General features: G+C 63.5%; 17 protein-coding genes and 1 tRNA gene. 12 read left to right on the plus strand and 6 right to left on the minus strand.

All coding sequences use genetic code 11. From position 1 onward, the window contains the following. Positions 1-9: 9 nt before the first annotated feature. Complete coding sequence (locus K8R92_06540; GenBank protein ID MCE9619549.1) at positions 10-414, plus strand: hypothetical protein; 405 nt, start codon at positions 10-12, stop codon at positions 412-414. Between the two features lie 84 nt (positions 415-498). Here the strand turns inward: K8R92_06540 and K8R92_06545 are convergent, their stop codons facing one another. Then, the gene (locus tag K8R92_06545) at positions 499-762 is read right to left on the minus strand and encodes a ferredoxin family protein (GenBank protein ID MCE9619550.1); all 264 of its coding nucleotides are present in this window, start codon (positions 760-762) and stop codon (positions 499-501) included. A gap of 175 nt (positions 763-937) precedes the next feature. On the opposite strand from K8R92_06545, the gene dapB reads away from it, so the two are divergent. The 3 genes from dapB to K8R92_06560 are packed head-to-tail and all read left to right on the plus strand — an operon-like array spanning position 938 to position 3,393. Beyond that, the gene (gene dapB, locus K8R92_06550; GenBank protein MCE9619551.1) at positions 938-1,867 is read left to right on the plus strand and encodes a 4-hydroxy-tetrahydrodipicolinate reductase; all 930 of its coding nucleotides are present in this window, start codon (positions 938-940) and stop codon (positions 1,865-1,867) included. Beyond that, positions 1,864-3,114, plus strand: a complete 1,251-nt coding sequence (locus K8R92_06555; protein MCE9619552.1) for an insulinase family protein — start codon at positions 1,864-1,866, stop codon at positions 3,112-3,114. Before dapB ends, K8R92_06555 begins: the two co-directional genes overlap by 4 nt. 21 nt (positions 3,115-3,135) lie before the next feature. Beyond that, a complete protein-coding gene (locus K8R92_06560; protein MCE9619553.1) occupies positions 3,136-3,393 on the plus strand; it encodes a hypothetical protein in 258 nt (85 codons plus the stop codon). 33 nt (positions 3,394-3,426) lie between these two features. Here K8R92_06560 and K8R92_06565 read toward each other — a convergent pair whose 3' ends face one another. Then, positions 3,427-4,176, minus strand: a complete 750-nt coding sequence (locus K8R92_06565) for a PDZ domain-containing protein (protein ID MCE9619554.1) — start codon at positions 4,174-4,176, stop codon at positions 3,427-3,429. A 52-nt stretch (positions 4,177-4,228) separates the two neighbouring features. On the opposite strand from K8R92_06565, the gene K8R92_06570 reads away from it, so the two are divergent. The 6 genes from K8R92_06570 (at position 4,229) to K8R92_06595 (ending at position 12,606) form a co-directional block, all read left to right on the plus strand. Next, entirely contained in the window at positions 4,229-4,750 is a 522-nt protein-coding gene (locus tag K8R92_06570) for a hypothetical protein (protein ID MCE9619555.1), read from the plus strand. Next, the gene (locus K8R92_06575; protein ID MCE9619556.1) at positions 4,747-5,655 is read left to right on the plus strand and encodes a DMT family transporter; all 909 of its coding nucleotides are present in this window, start codon (positions 4,747-4,749) and stop codon (positions 5,653-5,655) included. The genes K8R92_06570 and K8R92_06575 overlap by 4 nt, the downstream gene beginning before the upstream one ends. A gap of 58 nt (positions 5,656-5,713) precedes the next feature. After that, positions 5,714-5,784: transfer RNA gene (locus K8R92_06580), tRNA-Gln, on the plus strand. 92 nt (positions 5,785-5,876) lie between these two features. Next, positions 5,877-6,800, plus strand: coding sequence for a cobalamin-binding protein (locus K8R92_06585; protein ID MCE9619557.1), 924 nt, complete (start codon positions 5,877-5,879; stop codon positions 6,798-6,800). A 158-nt stretch (positions 6,801-6,958) separates the two neighbouring features. Continuing rightward, on the plus strand, positions 6,959-9,580 hold the full coding sequence (gene clpB / locus K8R92_06590; GenBank protein ID MCE9619558.1) for an ATP-dependent chaperone ClpB: 2,622 nt from the start codon (positions 6,959-6,961) through the stop codon (positions 9,578-9,580). 173 nt (positions 9,581-9,753) lie between these two features. Further along, on the plus strand, positions 9,754-12,606 hold the full coding sequence (locus tag K8R92_06595; protein ID MCE9619559.1) for a hypothetical protein: 2,853 nt from the start codon (positions 9,754-9,756) through the stop codon (positions 12,604-12,606). 66 nt (positions 12,607-12,672) lie between these two features. Here the strand turns inward: K8R92_06595 and glmS are convergent, their stop codons facing one another. Next, a complete protein-coding gene (glmS, locus tag K8R92_06600; GenBank protein ID MCE9619560.1) occupies positions 12,673-14,508 on the minus strand; it encodes a glutamine--fructose-6-phosphate transaminase (isomerizing) in 1,836 nt (611 codons plus the stop codon). Positions 14,509-14,637: 129 nt separating this feature from the next. Between glmS and K8R92_06605 the strand changes: the two genes are divergently transcribed. Then, positions 14,638-15,210 carry a 5-formyltetrahydrofolate cyclo-ligase gene (locus K8R92_06605; GenBank protein ID MCE9619561.1) on the plus strand — a complete coding sequence of 191 codons (573 nt, stop codon included), beginning with the start codon at positions 14,638-14,640 and terminating at the stop codon, positions 15,208-15,210. 54 nt (positions 15,211-15,264) lie between these two features. Beyond that, the gene (locus tag K8R92_06610; GenBank protein ID MCE9619562.1) at positions 15,265-16,386 is read left to right on the plus strand and encodes a L,D-transpeptidase family protein; all 1,122 of its coding nucleotides are present in this window, start codon (positions 15,265-15,267) and stop codon (positions 16,384-16,386) included. 214 nt (positions 16,387-16,600) lie between these two features. Here the strand turns inward: K8R92_06610 and K8R92_06615 are convergent, their stop codons facing one another. The 3 genes from K8R92_06615 to K8R92_06625 are packed head-to-tail and all read right to left on the minus strand — an operon-like array spanning position 16,601 to position 20,819. Next, the gene (locus K8R92_06615) at positions 16,601-18,055 is read right to left on the minus strand and encodes a hypothetical protein (protein MCE9619563.1); all 1,455 of its coding nucleotides are present in this window, start codon (positions 18,053-18,055) and stop codon (positions 16,601-16,603) included. After that, complete coding sequence (locus K8R92_06620) at positions 18,052-19,434, minus strand: hypothetical protein (GenBank protein ID MCE9619564.1); 1,383 nt, start codon at positions 19,432-19,434, stop codon at positions 18,052-18,054. Before K8R92_06620 ends, K8R92_06615 begins: the two co-directional genes overlap by 4 nt. Continuing rightward, positions 19,431-20,819, minus strand: a complete 1,389-nt coding sequence (locus K8R92_06625) for a serine/threonine protein kinase (protein ID MCE9619565.1) — start codon at positions 20,817-20,819, stop codon at positions 19,431-19,433. Before K8R92_06625 ends, K8R92_06620 begins: the two co-directional genes overlap by 4 nt. Positions 20,820-20,999 lie beyond the last annotated feature (180 nt).

Raw genomic sequence — 20,999 nt, forward strand, 5'->3', positions numbered from 1 at the left:
AAAGCTCCCATGACTTCAAACCCACCCAAGCCCGATCCGCACCACATACCACGAGCCAACGACGTCACCGATCGCCGCATCGGCATCGACCGGCGCGACCACGAGGTCTCCAAGGCGTCCAACCTCGAGCGGCGGCGCGGACCGGGACGGCGACTCACGGACTTCGTGAAGAGCGCCGAGGAGGGCGAGATGAACAAGGAGCAGTTCCTCTTCCTGCTCGCCCTGGACACCTTCAAGCGCGTCAACCACAAGGCCTTTCCGACCTGGACCGACGTGCTGGAGATCGTCCGCAAGCTGGGCTATCGCAAGACGCTCAAGAGCGAGATCGAGCTGGGCTCCCGCGCCGTGGACTGGACCGAAAGCCCGACCGCCGCGATCGGCGTGAACAAGCTGGCCCACGAGCAGAAGGACTGACACCGCCACGTTGGGGGCTGAATGTCGATCGTTGAAATAAAGGGGCGGCACTGCGCCGAGCGGCCTGGAAAGGCCCCGCGACGACTACTTCTTTTTGTACCAATCCGCGTTGATTTGCACGTATTTCTGCCATTCCGCGGGCAAATCCTCGCTGGGGAAGATGGCCCGGACCGGGCACTCGTCCACGCAGAGGCCGCAGTCGATGCAGGTGTCGGGATCGATGTAGAGCTGCGTCGCATCCGGGAATTTTTCCGCGCCCTTCACCGGGTGGATGCAGTCCACGGGGCAGACGTCCACGCAGGAGCTGTCCTTGGTTCCGATGCAGGGTTCGGCGATCACATGGGTCATGGCGTTTGGCTCGCGTCGTGCGGCGCGAAATCATAGCAGGAATTCTTTTTCTCAAGCCGATGCGGACGAACGCCGTCCGCTCATTCAAAAATATAAAAGCCAAAGGAGCCGGCTTCAAGCCGGCTCCTTTGGAACTGTTCAGTAAGGTACTTCAGTCCGGCGTCACTTACGACGCTTGGAGGACTTCTTAGCAGCCTTCTTCTTAGCAGCCTTCTTCTTCTTAGCCATTGTATGGCTCCCATGCGTTACGCTAGGTTGTCGGAGTGAGGAGTCGCTGCGTAACAGTAGCGACTCCACGCATACTTGTACCTTTATCGACATAAAATGTGAAGTACCTTTACACATCTTTTGCAAACATTTCCAAAATCGTTCCAATTTGACGCCCTTCCAACCATCCAAACCTCTCCGTCTCGTGCTGGTCGGCGCCGACGGACGAATGGGGAGATCGATCCAGCTTGCGGCGTCGAAAACGGCGACGGTCACGATCGTCAGCGCGGTGGACCTCGCGCCGCAAACGCCTAAAAACGCCGATGTTGTGGTGGATTTTTCATCCGTCGAGGGCGCGATGCGCGCCGTTGACATTGCCGCAGAGATGGGCGCCGCGCTGCTCGTGGGCACGACGGGATTGACTCCAAAAACAGTTTTGGCAATCGAAAAAGCCTCGCAAAAGATCCCCGCGATAAAAATTTCAAATTCTTCGCTCGGAATCGCGATTTTGACGCGATTGGCGGCTCTCGCCGCCACCCTCCTGGGCACCGAGGCGGTGATTTCGATTCGCGAGACACACCACGTCCACAAGAAGGATGCGCCATCGGGCACGGCGCTGGCGCTGGCCGAGGCGCTGACGAAGGCGCTGGGCAAGGCGGGCGGCAACCTTGGCGCGGATGCCATCGAGAGTCTGCGCGAGGGCGAGGTGGTCGGCGAGCATCGCGTGACCTTCGCGATGGAGGACGAGCTCCTGGTCCTGGAGCACCGCGCGATCCGCCGCGACCTTTTCGCCCTGGGCGCCATTCGCATTGCCGATTGGCTGCGATACCAGCCTCCCGGCATGCATGGTGTCGACCAATGGCTTTCCGATCTACTCTTGCGTTCGAGCAAGGCATGAGCATCACGGTTGAAAAATTCCCCAATGGCCTCACGGTGGCGATCGAGCCCATCTCCGGGATGGCCACCGCATCGCTCTCCTTCGCGATCCCCGCGGGCACGGCCGGCGATCCCGATGGCGCGGCCGGAGAAGGGGAAAGCACGCTGCTTTCCGAGCTGATCGTGCGCGGCTCGGGCTCGCGCGACAGCCGCGCCTTCAGCGAGGCGATGGACGCCCTCGGCTGCGAGCGCAACACCACGGTCAATGCCAACCACGTGCTGATTTCGGCCACCATGCTGGCGTCGCGCCTGGACGCGTCGCTGGGGCTGGTCGCGGACATGGCGCTGCGCCCGCGCATCGACGAGGAGCATCTCGAACCCGTTCGCCAGCTCGCGCTGCAATCGCTGCATGCGTTGCCCGACGATCCGCAGCATCTGGTCATGCTCCGGCTGGCGCGGCTGCATCTGCCGCCCCCCTTCAACCGATCGGGCTACGGCGACGAGGCGGGACTGAAATCCCTGACCACCGCGGGACTGAGGTCGGTCTGGAAGCGGCGGGCCGTGGCGCAGGGCTCCATTCTTTCGATCGCCGGCGCGGTCTCGCCCGAGGCGGCGCTGGCCCGGGCCCGCGAACTCTTCGAAGCGTGGGGCGGGACCAATGTGGAGGCCAAACCGCTGGGAGCGCGCGTCGGCGGCGTCGAGCATTATCCGCTGGAAAGCTCGCAGACCCACATGGCCTTTGCCTTCGACGCCCCGACCGAAGGCGATCCCGACTCCTTCGGCTTCCGGATCGCCGCGGTGACCCTTGGCGGCGAGGCCAGCAGCCGCCTCTTCACCGAAGTGCGTGAAAAGCGCGGCCTCTGCTACAGCGTGGGGGCCAGCGTGGCCAATGGCCGCGACCGCGGCGTGCTGCAGATCTACGCGGGCAGCACCCCCCAGCGCGCCGCCACCACGGTCAAGTGCATCTTGGACGAGCTGGAGCGCTTCGAGTTGGGAGTGAATCAGACCGAGTTCGACCGCGCCAAGATCGGCTTCAAGAGCCGCATGGTCATGCAGGGCGAAAGTGCCCTGGCCCGCAGCAGCACCATCACCGGGGACCTCTACAAGATTGGTCGGGCGCGGACACTGGACGAGCTGACCCAGGCGCTGGACGCGTGGACCCTCGATCGCGTGAATGATGTCATCAAGCGAAGAATGTCCTCGGCCTGGCGCGCCACCATGAGCCGCGCCACCGTCGGCCCGGATCCGAAACAGCCTCCTCCAGGTTGAGTCCGCTACACTGGCGCCCCTATGTCACTCGAAGCCCCCGCCATGTCCGCCGGTACCCGGGTCCGTGTCACCCAGCAGTACGCGCAGACCCACGATGTCTGGACCACCGTGATCGAGGGAGTCGTCGTTCGCTACCAGCAGGCCAAGACCGGCTCATGGTTCGCCCACGCGCGCGATGACAAGGTGTGGCTGGACCGGCTTGAGCTTCGCAAGGATGACGGCGAGCTGGTCACGCTGAATCTGGACCAGTACAGCGTGATCGAACTGGTCGCCGCGTAGGTCCGACGACCGCCTCAGCGCTTCGCGGTCATCTCAGCGCGGCCCGATCGACTGGGACTTCTTCATTTCCGCCTGGATCTCCTTCAATTGCTGCTCAATGTGGTTCAGGCGGTCGATGACCGGCATGAGCTCGCGCGGAACCTCGTCCCGATCCGCGTCCGTCGAGAGGCCGGGAGTGTTGAAGGATCCCGCATGCAGCGGACGGACCATGTGCTCGGCGACCCAGGGAACGGCGGTGAGCGTGACGGTCTCCTTGGCGTTGCCCCGCTGCACGGTCCATGTCATCTTGTCGCCGGGCTTCATTTTCTTCAGCTTGTTGCGGATGTCGTTGGCGCTGGCGTCGCCCGAGCCGTCGACGGCGATCACAATGTCATGATCCACCAGCCCGGCCTTGTCCGCGGGCAGGCCGGGAATGATGTCCACCAGCAGCGTGGTGCGGGCCGGATTGAGGTTCAGATGCTTGCACAGTGCGGCTCCGGGCTGCTCCATCGTGACGCCCATCATGACCTTGGGCGGCACCAGGACGTTTCCCTTCTTGTCGACGTAGGTGCCGTCGGTGCGCGGCGTGAGGAACGCCGGCCGCGGTCCCTCGTTCGAGGCGGCGCCGGGCGCGGAGGGATTCGCCGCCGGAGTGGTGCCGCTCGCGGGAGTCGGAGTCTGGCCAGTCTTGGCGTCGGCGGGAGTGGCGGTCGTGTTCTTGGAAGCGTTCGTGGAAGCGCATCCCCACACCAGCGCGGAAGTCATCAACAGTGCGCCCAGCCGAATCCGTTGCGAAGATTTCATAGCCTCCAGTCTACCGTTCTCATGCCTTCGATCCGGGCGTTATCCTGAACGCATGAGAGCGCTGTCCGCGTTGGGTTCCGCCCTGTGCTGCCTGATCCTGGCCTGCACGCCGGTGCACACCTTCCCGAATTCCCTGCGGATCAACGAACCCGCAAAGCCGCTTCCCGTGGACGCGTGGCCATTCCGGCCCTACTCGATCGCCATTCATCCCCTCAGCTACTTCCCCGAGCCGAACTGGACTTCGAGCCAGCCGGAGATCACCAACATCGAGATCTACGTCGAATGCCTCGACCAGGATGGGCAGGCGACGCGCACACCGGGTGTCTTCTATCTGGAGGTGCAGGATCCCCAGTCAAAGGCGGTCAGCAGCTTCCAGGCCGACCTTTCCGACCTGGTCCAGAACTACAAGTACTGGGATTCCGTGATGAAGTGCTACCGCTTCCTCGTGCCCATTCCCTCGGGTTTCCACTGCGCCGGCGACCTGCACCTGAATGTGGAGGCCGATGTGAACCTGGGCTTTGGGACCCTGCTGAAGACCACGGCCAAGGTGGCTTGCCCGAACCATCAACCGTGACGTCCCGACGAGAGACCATCCGGGCCGACCTGCTGCTGCTGCTGGCCTCGGCGATCTGGGGAGCGGCGTTCGTGGCTCAGCAGAACGCCTCGAAAAGCCTGGACGCGCTTTCCATCCTGGCGATCCGCTTCCTGATGGGCGCCGCCATTTTGCTGCCCATCATCGTGGCGCGAAGAAAACGCCGCACCAGCATCGCCTCGCCGGCAAGACTGCTGTGGAGCGGCGGGATTTTCGCCGGGCTGGCAATGGTGGTCGCCGCCTACCTGCAGCAACGGGGATTGGAAACCACGACCGCCAGCAACGCCGGCTTCATCACCGGGCTCTATGTGCTCTTCGTGCCGCTCATCGGATTGATCTTCGGGCGGCGCGTCGGCTGGTCGGCATGGCTCGGCGTCTCGCTCGCCGCCGTCGGCCTCTACCTTCTGAGCGTCACCGCGGAGTTCCACATGAGCCAGGGCGACGCGCTGGTCCTGGCCTGCGCGGTGCTCTGGGCGGTTCACGTGCTGGTCATCGGCCGCTATGCGCCGCGCTGCGATCCGATCGAGCTGGCGGCGGTGCAATTCCTGGTCACGGGAGGCGTGGCCGCGGTGTTCATGATGCGCAACCCGCTGCCCGAATGGTCGAACATCTCGGCGGTGTGGATGTCGCTGATGTACCTGGGGGCGCTGGCCGTCGCCATCGCCTTCACGCTGCAGGTGATCGGACAGCGGACCGCTCCGCCAACCCACGCGGCGATCATCCTGAGCATGGAGAGCCCCTTCGCGGCCCTGACCGGAGCATGGCTGCTTTCGGAGCGCCTGTCGCAGCGGCAATATCTGGGCTGCGCGCTGATGCTGGCCGGCATTCTGGCCTCGCAACTTCTGGGGTCCTCCCGGCCCATTGAGGCCGCGGAAACCAAGTCCTGATCTTGCGATGATGATGCGGAAAATCGCCGCGAAACTCCTGCTAGAATGCCCGCCCGCTTGGGGATTGGTGTAACGGTAGCACGACTGACTCTGACTCAGTTAGTCCTAGTTCGAATCTAGGATCCCCAATTTCTGGTTGAGATACCAAGCGAAGAATGCCCCGTCGACCGGGGCATTTTTGTTTCCCACGCGCTTCGCGCGTTCATTCTTAGCATGCAGCGATGCGCATCGTCAGCCTGCTCCCCTCCGCCACCGAACTGCTCTGCCGGATCGGCGGCGCCGGCTCGCTCGTAGGGCGCAGCCACGAGTGCGACTTTCCCGCCCAGATCCAGGATCGCCCGGTGTTGACCCGGCAGATCACCCATGCGATCAGCAGCGCCGAGATCGACTCGCAGGTGCGGGCGGCGCTGGCCACGGGCAGCGGCGGCGCCAGCCTTTATGAACTTGACGAGCCGATGCTTCGATCGCTCAAGCCCGACCTGATCCTGACCCAGGACCTGTGCGATGTCTGCTCGATCGATCTGCGCACCGTTGAGCGGATCGCCGGCGACATGTCGCCGCGGCCGCGCGTGCTGAGCCTGAATCCCGCCAGCATCTGGCAGGTCTTCGACGACGCGCTGCGGATCGGCGAGGCGGCGCACCTGGAGGCCTCCGCCGAGCGCGCCATGGTGGAGTTGCGCGGCGAGTACTGGAGCGCGGTCGACTATGTGAACCCTTACATTCCCGGGCCGGAAACGCTCTTTTTGGAGTGGTGCGATCCGCCTTTCTGCGGCGGGCATTGGACGCCGGAGCTGATCCAGGCCGCGGGCGGTCGCCACTCGCTGCAATCGGCGGGCAAGAAGAGCCGCGTGGTGAGCGCCGAGGAAATCATCGCCGCCGCGCCGGAACGCGTGGTGGTCTGCCCCTGCGGATTCCCGCTGGAAAGGGCCTGGCAGGAACTCGATGTGCTGCGAAAGACCCGTTGGTGGCCGATGCTGCCCGCGGTGATGGATCGCAAGCCCGGCGCGATCGCGGTGGTGGACGGCAATCAGATGTTCAACCGGCCCGGGCCGCGGCTGGTGGACGCCTTTCGATGGCTGGTGGCCTGGCTCAACGATCGCCCCGAAGTGATGCCGCCGGATTTTCCCGTCCGCTACTCGCAGTGATGCACCGGCACTTTTGGCAGGCGGCGCGACCTCATGGCTCGGCGAACTTCTCAACCCGGCATTCCGCCCAGATTTCCCGCCTGATGACCTTAATTTAACCCGCACGGCTGGCATGCCGATTGCTTCATGTCGGGATCACCTGAAAGGAAGACGAAACCATGCGAACCGACAAGCTGACCACGATGGCCCAGGAGGCCCTGCAGAATGCCCAGAGCCAGGCGAATCTCGCCGGCCACGGAGAGTTGAGCCCCCTGCATCTGCTTCTCGCGGTTCTGGAGGAGAAGAACGGCATCGCCGGCAGCATTCTGCAGCGGGCGGGCGTGGACTCCAGCCGGGTGCGCGATGTCACCGAGGCCGAGCTTCGAAGGCTTCCCAAGGTGCAGGGCGCCAACGCCGCACCGGGCAGCGCGCTGATGCAGGTTCTGACCGACGCCGAGCGCGAGTCGCAGCGCATGAAGGACGCCTACGTCAGCACCGAGCATCTGCTGCTGGCGCTGGCCGAGACCAAGACCGCCGCCAAGGAGGTGCTGAGCACGGTGGGCGTGACCCGGGCGCGGATCCTGCAGTCCATCGAGGCGATCCGCAAGAGCAGCGGCAGCAGCGGCGCCAACGACCCCAACGCCGAGAGCGGCATGGAGGCCCTGAAGAAATACGCCATCGACCTGACGGAGCGCGCGCAAACCGGAAAGCTTGATCCGGTCATCGGCCGCGACGAGGAGATCCGCCGCTGCATGCAGGTGCTCAGCCGGCGCACCAAGAACAATCCCGTGCTCATCGGCGAGCCGGGCGTGGGCAAGACCGCCATCGCCGAGGGGCTGGCTCTGCGCATCGTCAACGGCGACTGCCCGGAGAGCATGAAGGATGCCCGCATTCTTTCGCTGGACATTGGCTCACTGCTGGCGGGAGCCAAATTCCGCGGCGAGTTCGAGGAGCGCCTCAAGGCCGTGTTGCGCGAAGTCGCCGCCGCCGAGGGCTCGATCATTCTCTTCATCGACGAACTGCACACGATTGTCGGCGCGGGCCAGACCGAGGGATCTCCCAGCGCCGGCAATCTGCTCAAGCCCGCGCTCTCGCGCGGCGAGCTGCGCTGCATCGGCGCCACCACGCTGGCGGAATATCGCAAGCACATTGAAAAAGACGCGGCCTTCGCGCGGCGCTTCCAGCCGGTCTTCGTGGGCGAGCCGAGCGTGGAGGACACCATCACCATTCTGCGCGGCCTGAAGGACCGCTACGAGGCGCACCACGGCGTGCGCATCCAGGATGGCGCGATCGTGTCCGCCGCCACGCTGAGCCACCGCTACATCGCCGACCGCTTCCTGCCCGACAAGGCCATCGATCTGATCGACGAATCCGCCAGCCGCCTGCGCATCGAGAACGACTCCATGCCCGCGGTGCTGGACGTGATCCGGCGCGAGATCATGCGCCTGCAGATCGAGCGCGAATCGCTCAAGATCGAGAAGGACGCCGACAGCCGCAAGCGCCGGGACGCCATCGAAGCGGAGCTCGCCGGACTGCAGGACCAGAACCGCAAGCTCACCGCGCAGTGGGAGCTGGAGAAGAAGGACCTGGACGCCATCAAGGCCTGCAAGTCGGAGATGGACCGCAAGAACACCGAGCTGGAGCAGGCGCAGCGCGCCGGCCAGCTGGAGAAGGCGGCGCGGATCCAGTACGGCGAGATGCGCGAGCTGGAGGTGCGCCTGAAGAAGGCATCCGACGCACTGCACGCGCGGATCGCCACCGGCGCCGCGCTGGTGCACGAGGAAGTGGACTCCGAGCAGGTCGCCCAGATCGTCGCCAAGTGGACCGGCATTCCCGTGAGCCGCCTGATCGAGAGCGAGCGCGAGAAGCTGATTCGCATGGAGGAGCAGCTGCAGAAGCGCGTGGTCGGCCAGGGCGACGCCGTGAAATCCGTCGCCGACGCCGTGCGCCGCAGCCGCGCCGGCCTGGGCGAGGCGCACCGACCCATCGGCAGCTTCCTCTTCCTGGGGCCGACGGGCGTCGGCAAAACTGAATTGTGCAAAGCCTTGGCGGAGTTCCTCTTCGACACCGAGGACGCCATGGTGCGCATTGACATGAGCGAGTTCATGGAGTCGCACTCGGTGGCGCGGCTCATCGGCGCGCCTCCCGGCTATGTGGGATACGAGGAGGGCGGTCGCCTCACCGAGGCCGTGCGCCGCCGCCCCTACGCGGTCATCCTCTTCGACGAGATGGAGAAGGCTCATCCCGACGTCAGCAACGTGCTGCTGCAGGTGCTCGACGATGGCCGCCTCACCGACGGCCAGGGACGCACCGTCGACTTCACCAACACGATCATCGTCATGACCAGCAACATCGGCGCCCAGGCCATCCTGGAAATGGCCGAGCAGGGCCAGCCCGACTCCATCATCGACGCGCATGTCCGCGGCGAACTGAAGAAGCACCTGCGCCCCGAACTGCTCAACCGGATCGACGAGACCATCGTCTTCCACCAGCTCACCAAGAAGCAGCTCGCCGGCGTGGTCGAGATCCAGGTGAAGTTGCTGCAGAAACGGCTGAAGTCGCGCGGACTGGACCTGGCCATCTCGCCCAAGGCGATCGAGGCGCTGGCCAGCGAGGGCTATGACCCTTCGTTCGGAGCCCGGCCGCTGAAGCGGGTCATCCAGCAGCGGCTTGAAAATGCGATCGCCGGAAAGATCCTGCAGGGAGCTTTCCAGGATGGCGACACCGTGCAGGTGGATTTCAACGGGCAAAGCTTCACCTTCGCGGGGAAGGCCGCCGCACAGGTCGCGAAGTCCGCATAAATCGCCTCCGGGCGGGGCTGGAAAATACGCGCGTGGAATGGTGAAAAAACCCCTTTGGAAAGGGACAATCTGGCCTTTTTTTCCGGATTGCCCTTTGCCTTGATGGCGTTTGTCATCCACAATGAGGCGAGCGGTTCGGTGACCCACATTTTGACCCATATCGAAAGATCCTCATGAAGACCAAGCCTGTCCGTTTGATCACTCTCCTTCGCCTTGCCATCGTCGCCATCGGGTTCGCGGTTCCCGGCGCCTTCGCCTCGGACTTCGCCTCGCCGCTGCAACCGGCGGCCGCTCATGGGGGCGGCGGACTGGGTCAGAACCATCCGATCCCCGGCGTCACCGAAGTTGCCCTGGACCCCGCGCTGCTGGCACAACTTCCGGAGTCGGGCCCCTTCACGCTGCTTGGCTTCCCCATCGGCAACGGACAGACCGTCGACCTTGAACTCGAGCGCTTCCATGTGGAACTGGCCGGCGCGCACGCCGAGGTCTCCTCCGTCAACTCCAAGAACCAGATCGTCACGCAATCGGTCTTCAACCTGGGCGATGTCGTGCAGTTCCGCGGAGGCATCATCGGCGACGAGGGCTCCAAGGCCTTCCTGAGCTTCTCCAGCACCGCCAACGCGGGCATCCTGGTCGGCTCCGACGGCGCGACTTGGATCATGAGCGACGGCGAAGTCGACCACCGCGGTCCCATCGTCATCACCAGCATGACGGAGCTTCCTCCCAACATCATCAACTGGAAGCCCTTCTCCTGCGGCACTGACACCAACGTGATCCCCCAGGACGGCGACATCGACGACACCCAGGAGGGCTCGATCATGAACGCCATCGCCGGCTGCAAGGTGGTGACAGTCTATGTCGAGACCGACTTCCAGCTGTACGGCAAGCTGGGATCGAACTCGACTGCACTGACCAACTACATCCTGCAGATGGCCGGCGCGGCCAACATCATCTATTACAAGGATCTCAAGGTCGACCTGCGCCTTGCGGGCTGGTTCATCTACACCTCCGACGCGGCGGACGGTTTCGGCACCTACACCAACGACGGCAGCAGCGCTCTCAATGCCGTCCGAAGCAAGTGGCAATCCAGCCCCTACACCGGCTACAGCCGCAACCTGGTCTCCTATCTCACCTCGCAGAACACCGGCGGCGGCGTTGCATGGGTGGGCCAGATTTGCTCGACCTCATTCGACTACTCCATGTGCGGCAATTTGGACGGCGCCTTCCCCTACCCGCTCAGCCTGCGCAATTCGCAGAACTGGGACATCATGGTTTTCTGCCACGAGATGGGCCACAACTTCAGCGCTCCGCACACCCATGATCAGGGCCTGGACAATTGCTACACCGGCTCGGGCCTGGGCTCCTGCGTAGCTCCCGACGGCAACTATCCGCCGATCGGCGGCACCATCATGAGCTACTGCCACTTGTGCCCCAGCGGCATGACCAACATCAATCTGATCTTCCACTTCGGCCAGACCGGAAGCATGATCTCCTACGTCGCGGGAAGGCCCTGCGTCGGCGGCTGCGGATCCATGACGATCAGCGCCACGCAGAACCAGACCGACCAGGTGAGCCTCTCCTGGACTTCCGATCCCAGCGCGATCAGCTACACCGTCTTCCGCCGCCTGCCCGACACCACCTCGCCGAAGGACTTGAACCTTCCCGTGGCGATCGGCACGGTGGTCGGCACCACCAAGGTGGACGCCTCGATGGTCTGCGGCAAGAACTATGAGTACTACGTTCGCGCCAACTACACCACGTCGCCGACCGGATCCGCGACGGGCATGATGAGCGACATCGCGATCGGCGCCGCAATCTGCTCCAACGACATCGACAACCTGATGGGCTGGGGCATCAACACCTTCAGCGAGCGAACGGTTCCCGTGGGTCTGGTCGGCAAGCAGATCGCCGCCGGCTACAACCACAGCATCGTCCTGAAGAAGAACGGCTCCGTGCAGTGCTGGGGCAACAACGCCAACGGACAGACCGCCGCGCAGCCGGGCATCGCCGGCGCTCTGCAGGTCGCCGCGGGCTACCGCCACAGCGCGGCCCTGCTCGCCGACGGCACCGTGCAGTGCTGGGGCGCAGGAACCACCTCCGGAAGCAGCCCGAACTACGGCCAGTCCATCGTGCCCGCGGGGTTGACCGGCGTGACGCAGATCGCCGCGGGCGGTTTCCACACCCTGGCCCGCAAGTCCGATGGAACCATGGTCTGCTGGGGCAGCAACCTGCAGGGCCAGTGCACCATTCCAGTGGGTCTGCCCCCGGTGGCGCAGGTCGCCGCGGGATATTTCCACACCCTCGCGCTGCTCACGGATGGAACCGTGCGGGCCTGGGGCTACAACTTCAACGGCCAGACCACGGTGCCGGTCGGACTTGACCATGTCGTGAAGATCGCCGCGGGCGCCTATCACAGCATCGCCTTGAAGGACGATGGCTCGATCGTGTGCTGGGGCGCGGGCACCACCAACACCGGCTCGAGCAACAACTACGGTCAATCCATCGTCCCAAGTGATTTGACGGAAGTCGCGGAAATCTCGGGCGGCGGCAAGCACACCGTGGTGCGGCAGACCAATGGCCTGATCCGCTCCTGGGGCTACAACTCCTCGGGCCAGTGCAATTCGCCCGCGGGCTACCGCGCCGAGTCCATTTCAGCCGGCTTTGAATTCACCATCGGCATGTTCAACCAGAACGACGAGGATGGCGATGGTGTGATCGGCTACCTGGACAACTGCCCGCTGACGGCCAACGCCGATCAGACCGACTGCGACGGCGACGGCTTCGGCGACGTCTGCGCCATCGCCATGGGCGAGGTGGACGACATGGACAGCAACGGCGTTCCCGACTGGTGCCAGTACGCCTACGGCGATCTGGACTTGAGCGGCGAAGTGGACGGTGGCGACATCGGCCTCTGCCTGCTGGACTTCGGACCCTGCCCGGGATGCCCGGCGGATCTCGACGGTTCCGGCGAGGTGGACGGCGGCGACATCGGCCTGATCCTGCTGAACTTCGGGGATGTTCCCTAAGCGATCGTCGCGCGACAAAGCAACAACTCTCGCCGCGGCTTCACCGTCGGATCGAAATGAGTCGAGTCACTCGACGGTGACGCTCTTGGCGAGATTGCGCGGCTTGTCCACATCCTTGCCGCGCAGCACCGCGGCGTGGTAGGCCAGCATCTGCAGCGGAATCACGGTCACCAGCGGCTGCAGCAGCTCCGGCACGTTGGGCACGTAGAAGACTTCCTCGGCCATGGTGCGGATGTGGTCGTCGCCCTCGGTGGCGATTGCGATCACATGGCCGCCGCGGCTGCGGACTTCCTGGATGTTGGAGAGGACCTTCTCGTACTGGCTGTTCTTGGTGGCGATGAAGACGCAGGGCATGCCGTTGTCGATCAGCGCGATGGGCCCGTGCTTCATCTCCGCGGCGGGCATGCCCTCGGCATGGATGTAGGAGAGTTCCTTCAGCTTCAGCGCGCCCTCGAGGGCGACGGGCCAGTTGAGGCCGCGACCCAGGAAGAGCCAGTTCTCGCGGTCGATGTACTTGGAGACGGAGTCCTTGACCTTGTCGCTCACCAGCAGGGTGCGCTCGATCGCGTCGGGGATCTGCTCAAGCGACTTCAGGAAATTCGAGACGAAATCGTTGGCGAGGTAACGGCGGCGGCCCACGAAGAGCGCCAGCATGGAGGCCACCATCACCTGGCCGACGAAGGCCTTGGTGCTGGCCACGCCGATCTCGGGGCCGACGCGCAGGTAGACGCCGGCGTCGGTCTCGCGGCTGATGGTCGAGCCGACGACATTGACCACGCCGAGCGAGAACGCTCCGCGCTGCTTGGCTTCCTGGAGCGCGGCGAGCGTGTCGGCGGTCTCGCCCGACTGGCTGATCGCCACGACCACAGTGCCCTCTTCGACGATCGGATTGCGGTAGCGGAACTCGCTGGCGTAGTCCCAGTCCGAGTTCACCTTGCCCAGCTCCTCCATCAGGTAGGAGGCGATCATGCAGGCGTGCAGCGCCGTGCCCTGGCCGACGAAGATGAATCGCCGCGCCGTGGCCAGCATCTTGGCGTTCTGCATCACGCCGCCGAGCACGATCTGCCCGCCGCGCGTGTCAGCCCGGCCCTGCAGGCAGGTGCGCAGCGCCCGCGGCTGCTCGTAGATTTCCTTGAGCATGAAGTGCTCGAAGTTGCCCAGCTCGATCTCGGCCAGGTCAAACTCGAGCTCCTTCACTTGGGCGTTGACCGGAACATCGTCGACGGTCGAGGTGCGGAAACTGTCGCGGGTGAGCTTGGCCACGGTGTAGTCGGCCAGCGTGAAGGCCTGCGTGGTGTGGGCCACGATGGCGCTGGAGTCGCTGGCCACCACGTACTCGTCCTTGCCCACGCCCACCATCAGCGGGCTGCCCTTGCGGGCCACGACCAGGACATCGGGCTCTTCCTTGCAGATGACGGCGATGGCGTAGGCGCCGGTGACCTCGCGCAGCGCCGCCTGCACGGCCTTCTCCAGGTCGCCCTTGTAGAGCTCGCCGATCAAGTGGGCGAGCACCTCGGTGTCGGTCTCGCTCTGGAAGGTGTGGCCCTTGTCCTCCAGGTACTTCTTGATGCTGGAGTAATTTTCAATGATGCCGTTGTGAATGATGGAAATGCCGTGGCCGAGCTTCTTGTCGTCGTTGTGGGGATGGGCGTTGACGTCGGTCACGCCGCCGTGGGTGGCCCAGCGGGTGTGGGCGATGCCGATCGTGCCCTTGAAGCCGCCGGTCCGCTCGACCAGCTCCTCCAATTTGCGAACGCGACCAATGCTCTTGGCGATCTCCATTTTCCCGTTCATGATGGCGATGCCGGCGGAGTCATACCCGCGGTACTCGAGCCGCTTCAGCCCCTCCAGAAGGATGGGAAGCGCGGGACGGCGACCGATATAAGCAACAATGCCACACATAAACGAACCTCCACGGGGCGGGAATCTGCTCGGCGAGCAGGGAATCGAACTACTAGAGTAGCAGGCGAAACGGGTTCAAAGCGATCTTGAACTTTGGGGAACATCGGACCAAATGGGGCGGCTCTTGAAGTGAATCCCGAACTCAAATCAAAACTTCGCCAGCAGCTCAGGGGCCTCGCGTCGAATCCGGAGATCTCGGCGCAGATCGCGCGTCGTCTCCTGGAATGGCCTTCGTGGAAAACCGCAAAGGTGATTATGGGATTCATGGCCATGGGCAGCGAGCCCGATGTCATGCCGGCACTGCGGGAGGCATTCGCGCGCGGGGCAAAGATCGCTTTTCCGATCGTCGATGGCGAGTCGATCCAGCCCGGCGCGGTGGCGTCGATGAGCGACGAACACTTCAAGGTGGATGCCATGGGAGTGCGCAGCCCGAGCGCCTGGACGCCGATCGAGATCGGCGCGATCGATGTGGTGCTGGTGCCGGGCGTGGCCTTCGACCGCAGCGGCGCTCGCCTTGGACGCGGCGGCGGACACTACGACCGCTTCCTGGCGCAGCTCGCGGCGCGCACCACGACCGTGGGCGTGGCCGACGCTCGGCGGATCGTCGACCGCGTGCCCGTGGAGCCTCACGATCGCCGCGTGAAATGGCTGGTCAGCGACGCCGAGGGCGTTGCGGAAACCAAGCCCGGCCTGCCGATATAGGATTCCCAAATGGTCCTCTCCAGTCAAAGCATTCGTTCGGACAGTCGTCGGTTGATGTCAAGCGACGGGCGGCGCGGCCGCGGCCGTGGATGGAAGTTCCTGGCGCTGCTGGCGATCGTCGGTGTCGGCGTCTGGCTGGGCTGGCGCTACCTCGGATCGTCGCCGGAGATTCCCGCGTCGGAGGTTCGCCATGACGACGACACTTCGAAGACATTGATTTCCCAGGGGCCCAAGCCCGGGGAGGTTCCGCTGGAGAACAAGTCCTCGACGAGCACCACCCCCTCGCTCTCCAACGCCGTGATCGGCGAGGAGAAGCCCGCCGCGAATCCCGCGCCGGCGGAAACGAAGAATTCCGCGGAGCCGGCCACCACCACGCAGCCTGAGGTGAACGCACCGGACGACACGGCCGCGGTGAACTCCGCGCTGCAGGCGGCACTGGCCCAGATCGACAGCGATCCCGTCCGCGCCCGCGACGCGCTCACGCGCCTGCTCGAAGGCTCGGCCATCTCGCCGGCGGATCGGCTCAAGGGATACGAAGGCATCAACAAGGTCAACGCAGTGCTCACCTTCAGCGAGCGCGTGCTGGCCAACGATCCCTACGCGCAGCAATACACGGTCAAGGAGGGCGACTCGCTCTCCAACATCCGCAAGGCTTTGAACCTGGACTGCGAGTGGCGCTTCCTGCAGCGGATCAACCATCTGGCCACCGAGCGGTCAATCCGCGTCGGCCAGGTGCTCAAGGCTCCCAAGGACGCCTTCCACGGTGAGGTGCGCAAAGCGGAGTTCCGCCTGAACATCTTCGAGGGCGACGGCCCCAAGCGGGTGATGGTGGCGAGCTATCCGATTTCGCTGGGCGAGTTCAACAGCACGCCGACCGGTGCGTTTGCGATCCGGCCTCGCAGCAAGCTCATCGATCCGGAGTGGCGCAATCCGCGCACCGGCGAGCATTTCCAGAGCAACGATCCCAAGAACCCGATCGGCGAGCGCTGGATCGGCCTCAAGGGAATCGAGCCGCACAACAAGGCTTTCGAGGGCTACGGCATCCACGGCACGATCGACCCGGGGTCGATCGGCCAGCAGGCGAGCATGGGGTGCATCCGCATGTACCCGCAGGATGTCGAGGTGGTCTACGAGCTGCTGACTGAGCCGAACTCGATCGTCACGATTGCTCCGTGATTTGATCGCTTTGCAGAAAGCGGTGACCCCAGTCGCTCAGAGCAAATCGCTTTGCGAAAAGAAGTAGCCCCAGTCGCTCAGACAACGCTCCGGGCTCGCAGACTCGCCCTGCGCTAAACTCGCTTTGTGGGGCTACTTCTTTTCGCGACGCAGGAATTCCAGATCGCCTGGTGATAGCAACCCACTCACTGCGCACAAACAATTTCGCCCCGACTCATGGAACGGGGACGCGCACTCCGTCCGAGTTTTCCGGACTCTTTCGGGTACGGGGAGGTCCACCACGAAGGGTGAATGGATTTGAAGGTATGGGCAGAGGCTTGTACTCAGGAAGTTTTGCGGCCTGCTCAGCGGTCAGGATTCCGCGAATGGCCATGACTGTTTTTTCCTCAACCTTTTCCCTCCGATGAAGCAGCGCCTTGAAGTCATTTACATTTTTATCAAAGTCCTCGCCGGTGAACGTTGTTGAGGTGAGCTTCCAATGCTTCATCATCAATTCTTCAAACGCGCGATTCAGCGTTTCAACTCCCTCGGCCCTCTCAACATCTAATGACACAACCACCGCTGCCTCGGCTTGACCAAGATCGGGGAGATGTCGAGCAACTTCCAATGCATCCAACCCGGAACCCCGCTCCGTCGGAACTTGCGGAAACATCAACTCGCGAGCTCTCCAGATGAAATCTTGCCGCTTGTCTTCGGCCAGGGATGCGGCGATTTTTGGCAGCCAGCGGAGACTCGACTCGGCACGTAGGAACTGTGACGTTTCATTCTTCGCTTCCAAAGTCGTTCGTTCATCTCGAATGGTTTGATTCGAATCAGGATCTTTTGCCGCCTCCATTTTCTCCTGCAGGATGGCGGCCTCGATGCGTGATTCAAGGAGCGATTCTGTGAAGCGCTTGGAAAAAGGAGTGATCTCACTCCAATATTGCTGAACTACTTGCTTCGCCTCCTCTCGCAATTCATTCGCTTCAATGGCTTCGATGTAGGGCAATGCGAATAACCCTATGTCAATTCTGGCCGCCACGAAAAAGGGGACAACATCCGAACATCGTGCTCTCCACCTTCCGGCTTCGAAGAGAGTTTTCGCCTTTGCGCGAACCTCCAAATCGATCGCAACACCAATCTCATCGCATCTCGCGTCGATTTTGCCCAATGTTGCTTTCTCCGTCTCATCGCGCAGTTTTAAGAACTGGCGGATCGCCTGATACATAGTTGCTTTCACGCTCGCCGAATCACGCGGCGCCGATCTGACTGCCTCCATTTCCGCTTCCGACATTCCAGCAGACATCACTCTGTTGCTTCGAGGGCCGATGCTGGGAGTTGCTTCTTCTACAAGCATCCGATCCTTCTCCATGCTTTCCTCGATGAGCTTGTCGAAAGCGGATCGGTTTTCCTCAGGTACTCGAATCGCCAACAGGTATTCGCGATAGTCCCGTGCAGACGCTGGTCTCCACGTAAATTGAACGCCTCCAAATTTCACCATCATGACATACGGTCTGCTTACCACCTCTCCGATGACCATGAAAGGATCGCTCGGCGCTGTCGCGTCATCCGTCACGGTCGCGGTATCAGGTGGCGATGCTGGCTTATTCGAAACTTGCGGCCTTGCGTCATCGCCGTAGGCAACAGCACAACTGAGGATGAACGGAATGATGGAGATTGGTGGCTTCATGATGGCGGCGCCGGGAGCGGCCGGGCGGTGAAGGGATTCGATGGGATCTTCAGCGGCTTGTACTCGGGGAAATTGGCGGCCTGCTCCGCGGTCAGGATTCCGCGGACGGCGTTGTAGGTCTTCTCCTCAAGTTTCTCGCGCTGAACGAGGAGCTCCTTGTATTCGGCCTTGCCCTTCTCGAATTCCTGCTTGTTCCCGCCGGAGAACTGGGATCTCCAATAGGTCATTAACAGGGCGTCGAACTTCTGATCGAGGGCTCCGATCGCATCGGAGCGCTCCCGGCCCAGCGCGGCGATCTTCGCCTTCTCGGCTTCGCCCACGCTTGGAAGATTGACCGCGAACCGGACCGCGTCCTGCCCGACTCCCTTCTCCGAGGGCACCTGCGGGAACATCAAGTCGCGCGCCTTCTCGATGTAGTCCCGGCGCTCCGCCTCGGGAAGCGCCGCCGCGATCATGGGCAGCCACTTGAAGTTCGCTTCGGCGCGCTGAAAGAGCGGCGCCCCCTTTCGCATTTCGCACTTGCGAATCTCCGCCCCCAGTGTCGCCTTGTCCCCGCCCTTCTCCAGTTTGTCGCGCAGACTCAGGATCTCCATCGACATCAGGGAGTTCAATTCGACGGCCTCCTTGGAAGTCGGCGTGATCTCCCGCCAATATTGCTGAAGGACGCGCTTCGCCGGATCACCGCCCTCCTTCATGGAGTCGATGACCGGCATCGCGAGTAACCCGATGTCGATCATGCACGCGGTGACGGGATAGGAGACATCCGAGCAGCGAGCCCTCCACCGCGCGGCCTCGAAGGAGCGCCTGGCGCTTTCGCGCGCTGCCGGATCCAGCGTGATCCCCAGCTCGCCGCAGCGGGCGTCGATCTTGTCCAGCGTGTCCCGCTCGGCCTTGTCGCGGGCAATCAGGAATTGATGGACGGCCTGACGCATCGCCAGCTGCACGCCGGGCGGATCCGGCGCGTAGATGGCGGCCTTCTGCGCGTCCGTCATGTCCGGCGTGATTTGCTTTCGCATCGGCGGTCCCATGCCGGGAGCCGAGTCATCGATCAACTTCTGATCCGCGACCGCGCTCTCGACGAAGAGCTCGTCGAAGGAGGGCCGGTACTCCGCGGGAACCTGGATCGCCGTCACATAGGCGCGGTAGTCGTTCGCGGAGGGCGGCCGCCACAGCGAGACCACGGGCCCGGTCTTCACCTTCAGCGCATAGGTCCGGGTCACCACCTCGCCGACGACCATGAAAGGGTCGGCCGGAGCTTGCGCCGCGCTCGTGGCATTCGCCGGCGCCGACGACTGCCCCTGGGGTTGCGCCCATGCGTCGTTGTTGAAGGCGATCGCGCAAGCGACGAGGATCGAAATGATGGAGAGGGATCGAATCATGGCTTTCCCATTCTGGGTTTGTTGAGTTCGTCCGGCTTGTTGATCGTGTTCATCTTGTCGAATGCATCCACCTGCGCGTGACGGACCTCCCGCTCTTTGAGCAGCGTCCGGGTGGAATAACCCAGGCCGATCGCCAGCGCGGCCACGACGATGGCCAGGGCGGCGACCGCGAGCTTGTGGCGGCGGACCACTTTCCGCAATCGATACATGGTGTCGGGCGGATGCGCCATGACCGGCTTGTGGATGAAGAATCGCTGGATGTCAGCCGCCAGTCCGCCGGCGGATTCGTAGCGGCGGCCGCGGTCCTTCTCCAGCGCCTTCATCACGATCCAGTCCAGATCGTCGCGGAGCACTCCCGGCAGCTTCGCCGCATCGACGCTCCGGGCCTTGGCGGCGGCGTTCAACTCCGCCTCGGCCAGCGATTGCATGCGGTAGGAAGGGGGCGGCGGTTCCTTTTCGCGGATCGCCTTGATGATCTCGTCGGAAGTGGTCCGGTGCATCTTGCCCGAGGGGAAAAGCGTCTGTCCGGTCAGCAATTCATAAAGCAGAACTCCGAGCGAATAGATGTCGCTGCGCGTGTCGATGTCCAAGCCGCCCAAGCCCACCTGCTCGGGGCTCAAGTAGGCCGGCGTGCCGATCATCTGCTCGTGGGCGGAGAAAAGCGTCGGGTCGGCCCGACTCTGGTGAATGGCTTTGGCGATGCCGATGTCGATCACCTTGGGCACGGCCGCGCCATCGATCACCGAGATGATGATGTTCGAGGGCTTGAGGTTGCGATGGACGACGCCCTTCTGGTGAGCGTGCTGCACGGCGCCGCAGACCTGCACGAAGAGGTCGAGCCGCTGACGGATGGTGAGCTTGTGCGCGTCGGCGTACTCGGTGATCTTGACGCCGCGCACCAGCTCCATGACGAAGTAGGGCCGCCCCGTCACGGTGGCGCCGCCATCCAGGATCCGGGCGATGTTGGGATGGTCCATCGCCGTCAGCGCCGCGCGATCGGCCTCGAAACGGGCGAGGACATTGCGGGTGTCCATGCCCAGCTTGATCAGTTTCAGGGCCACGCGGCGGTGATTCGGCGCCTCCTGCTCGGCCAGGTAGACCACGCCGGTGCCGCCGGCGCCGATCTGCTGGAGAATCTTGTAGCGGCCGATGCGGGCGCCGGAATTTTCGGCAGACAGGGCTTCATCGGCGTTCGCCGCGGGCGCCGGCGAATGCCTGGGGTAGGTGGCGGCACTGTCGCGGGCCTGGAGCATCGCCTCGATGCGATGCCGAAGCGCGTCATCACCCTGGCAGGCCTCCTTGAGAAAAGCGATTTGCTGCCGTGGCGTGGCCAGCTGCAGCGCGGCGTTGAGAAGGGATTGCTCTTGTTCCGTGGGTGGACTCATGTCGTAACCGACCGTTTGATACACGACGCATCGTAATGGAACAAGCGTGACGGTCTGGCGCAGAAATTCCCGTGCCGACATTGGCGCTTTGCGGAAAGAAGTAGCCCCAGTCGCTCAGACAACGCTCCGGGGCTCGCAGACTCGCCCCTGCGCTAAACTCGCTTTGTGGGGCTACTTCTT

This window comes from Planctomycetota bacterium, from assembly GCA_021414025.1.
In the GTDB taxonomy this organism is placed as follows: domain Bacteria; phylum Planctomycetota; class Phycisphaerae; order Phycisphaerales; family SM1A02; genus SYAC01.

Coding starts and splice junctions, on each gene's coding strand:
- K8R92_06540 (MCE9619549.1), top strand. CDS start 10: ATGACTTCAAACCCACCCAAGCCCGATCCGCACCACATACCACGAGCC.
- K8R92_06545 (MCE9619550.1), bottom strand. CDS start 762: ATGACCCATGTGATCGCCGAACCCTGCATCGGAACCAAGGACAGCTCC.
- K8R92_06555 (MCE9619552.1), top strand. CDS start 1,864: ATGAGCATCACGGTTGAAAAATTCCCCAATGGCCTCACGGTGGCGATC.
- K8R92_06560 (MCE9619553.1), top strand. CDS start 3,136: ATGTCACTCGAAGCCCCCGCCATGTCCGCCGGTACCCGGGTCCGTGTC.
- K8R92_06565 (MCE9619554.1), bottom strand. CDS start 4,176: ATGAAATCTTCGCAACGGATTCGGCTGGGCGCACTGTTGATGACTTCC.
- K8R92_06570 (MCE9619555.1), top strand. CDS start 4,229: ATGAGAGCGCTGTCCGCGTTGGGTTCCGCCCTGTGCTGCCTGATCCTG.
- K8R92_06585 (MCE9619557.1), top strand. CDS start 5,877: ATGCGCATCGTCAGCCTGCTCCCCTCCGCCACCGAACTGCTCTGCCGG.
- clpB (MCE9619558.1), top strand. CDS start 6,959: ATGCGAACCGACAAGCTGACCACGATGGCCCAGGAGGCCCTGCAGAAT.
- K8R92_06595 (MCE9619559.1), top strand. CDS start 9,754: ATGAAGACCAAGCCTGTCCGTTTGATCACTCTCCTTCGCCTTGCCATC.
- glmS (MCE9619560.1), bottom strand. CDS start 14,508: ATGTGTGGCATTGTTGCTTATATCGGTCGCCGTCCCGCGCTTCCCATC.
- K8R92_06610 (MCE9619562.1), top strand. CDS start 15,265: ATGTCAAGCGACGGGCGGCGCGGCCGCGGCCGTGGATGGAAGTTCCTG.
- K8R92_06615 (MCE9619563.1), bottom strand. CDS start 18,055: ATGAAGCCACCAATCTCCATCATTCCGTTCATCCTCAGTTGTGCTGTT.
- K8R92_06620 (MCE9619564.1), bottom strand. CDS start 19,434: ATGATTCGATCCCTCTCCATCATTTCGATCCTCGTCGCTTGCGCGATC.
- K8R92_06625 (MCE9619565.1), bottom strand. CDS start 20,819: ATGAGTCCACCCACGGAACAAGAGCAATCCCTTCTCAACGCCGCGCTG.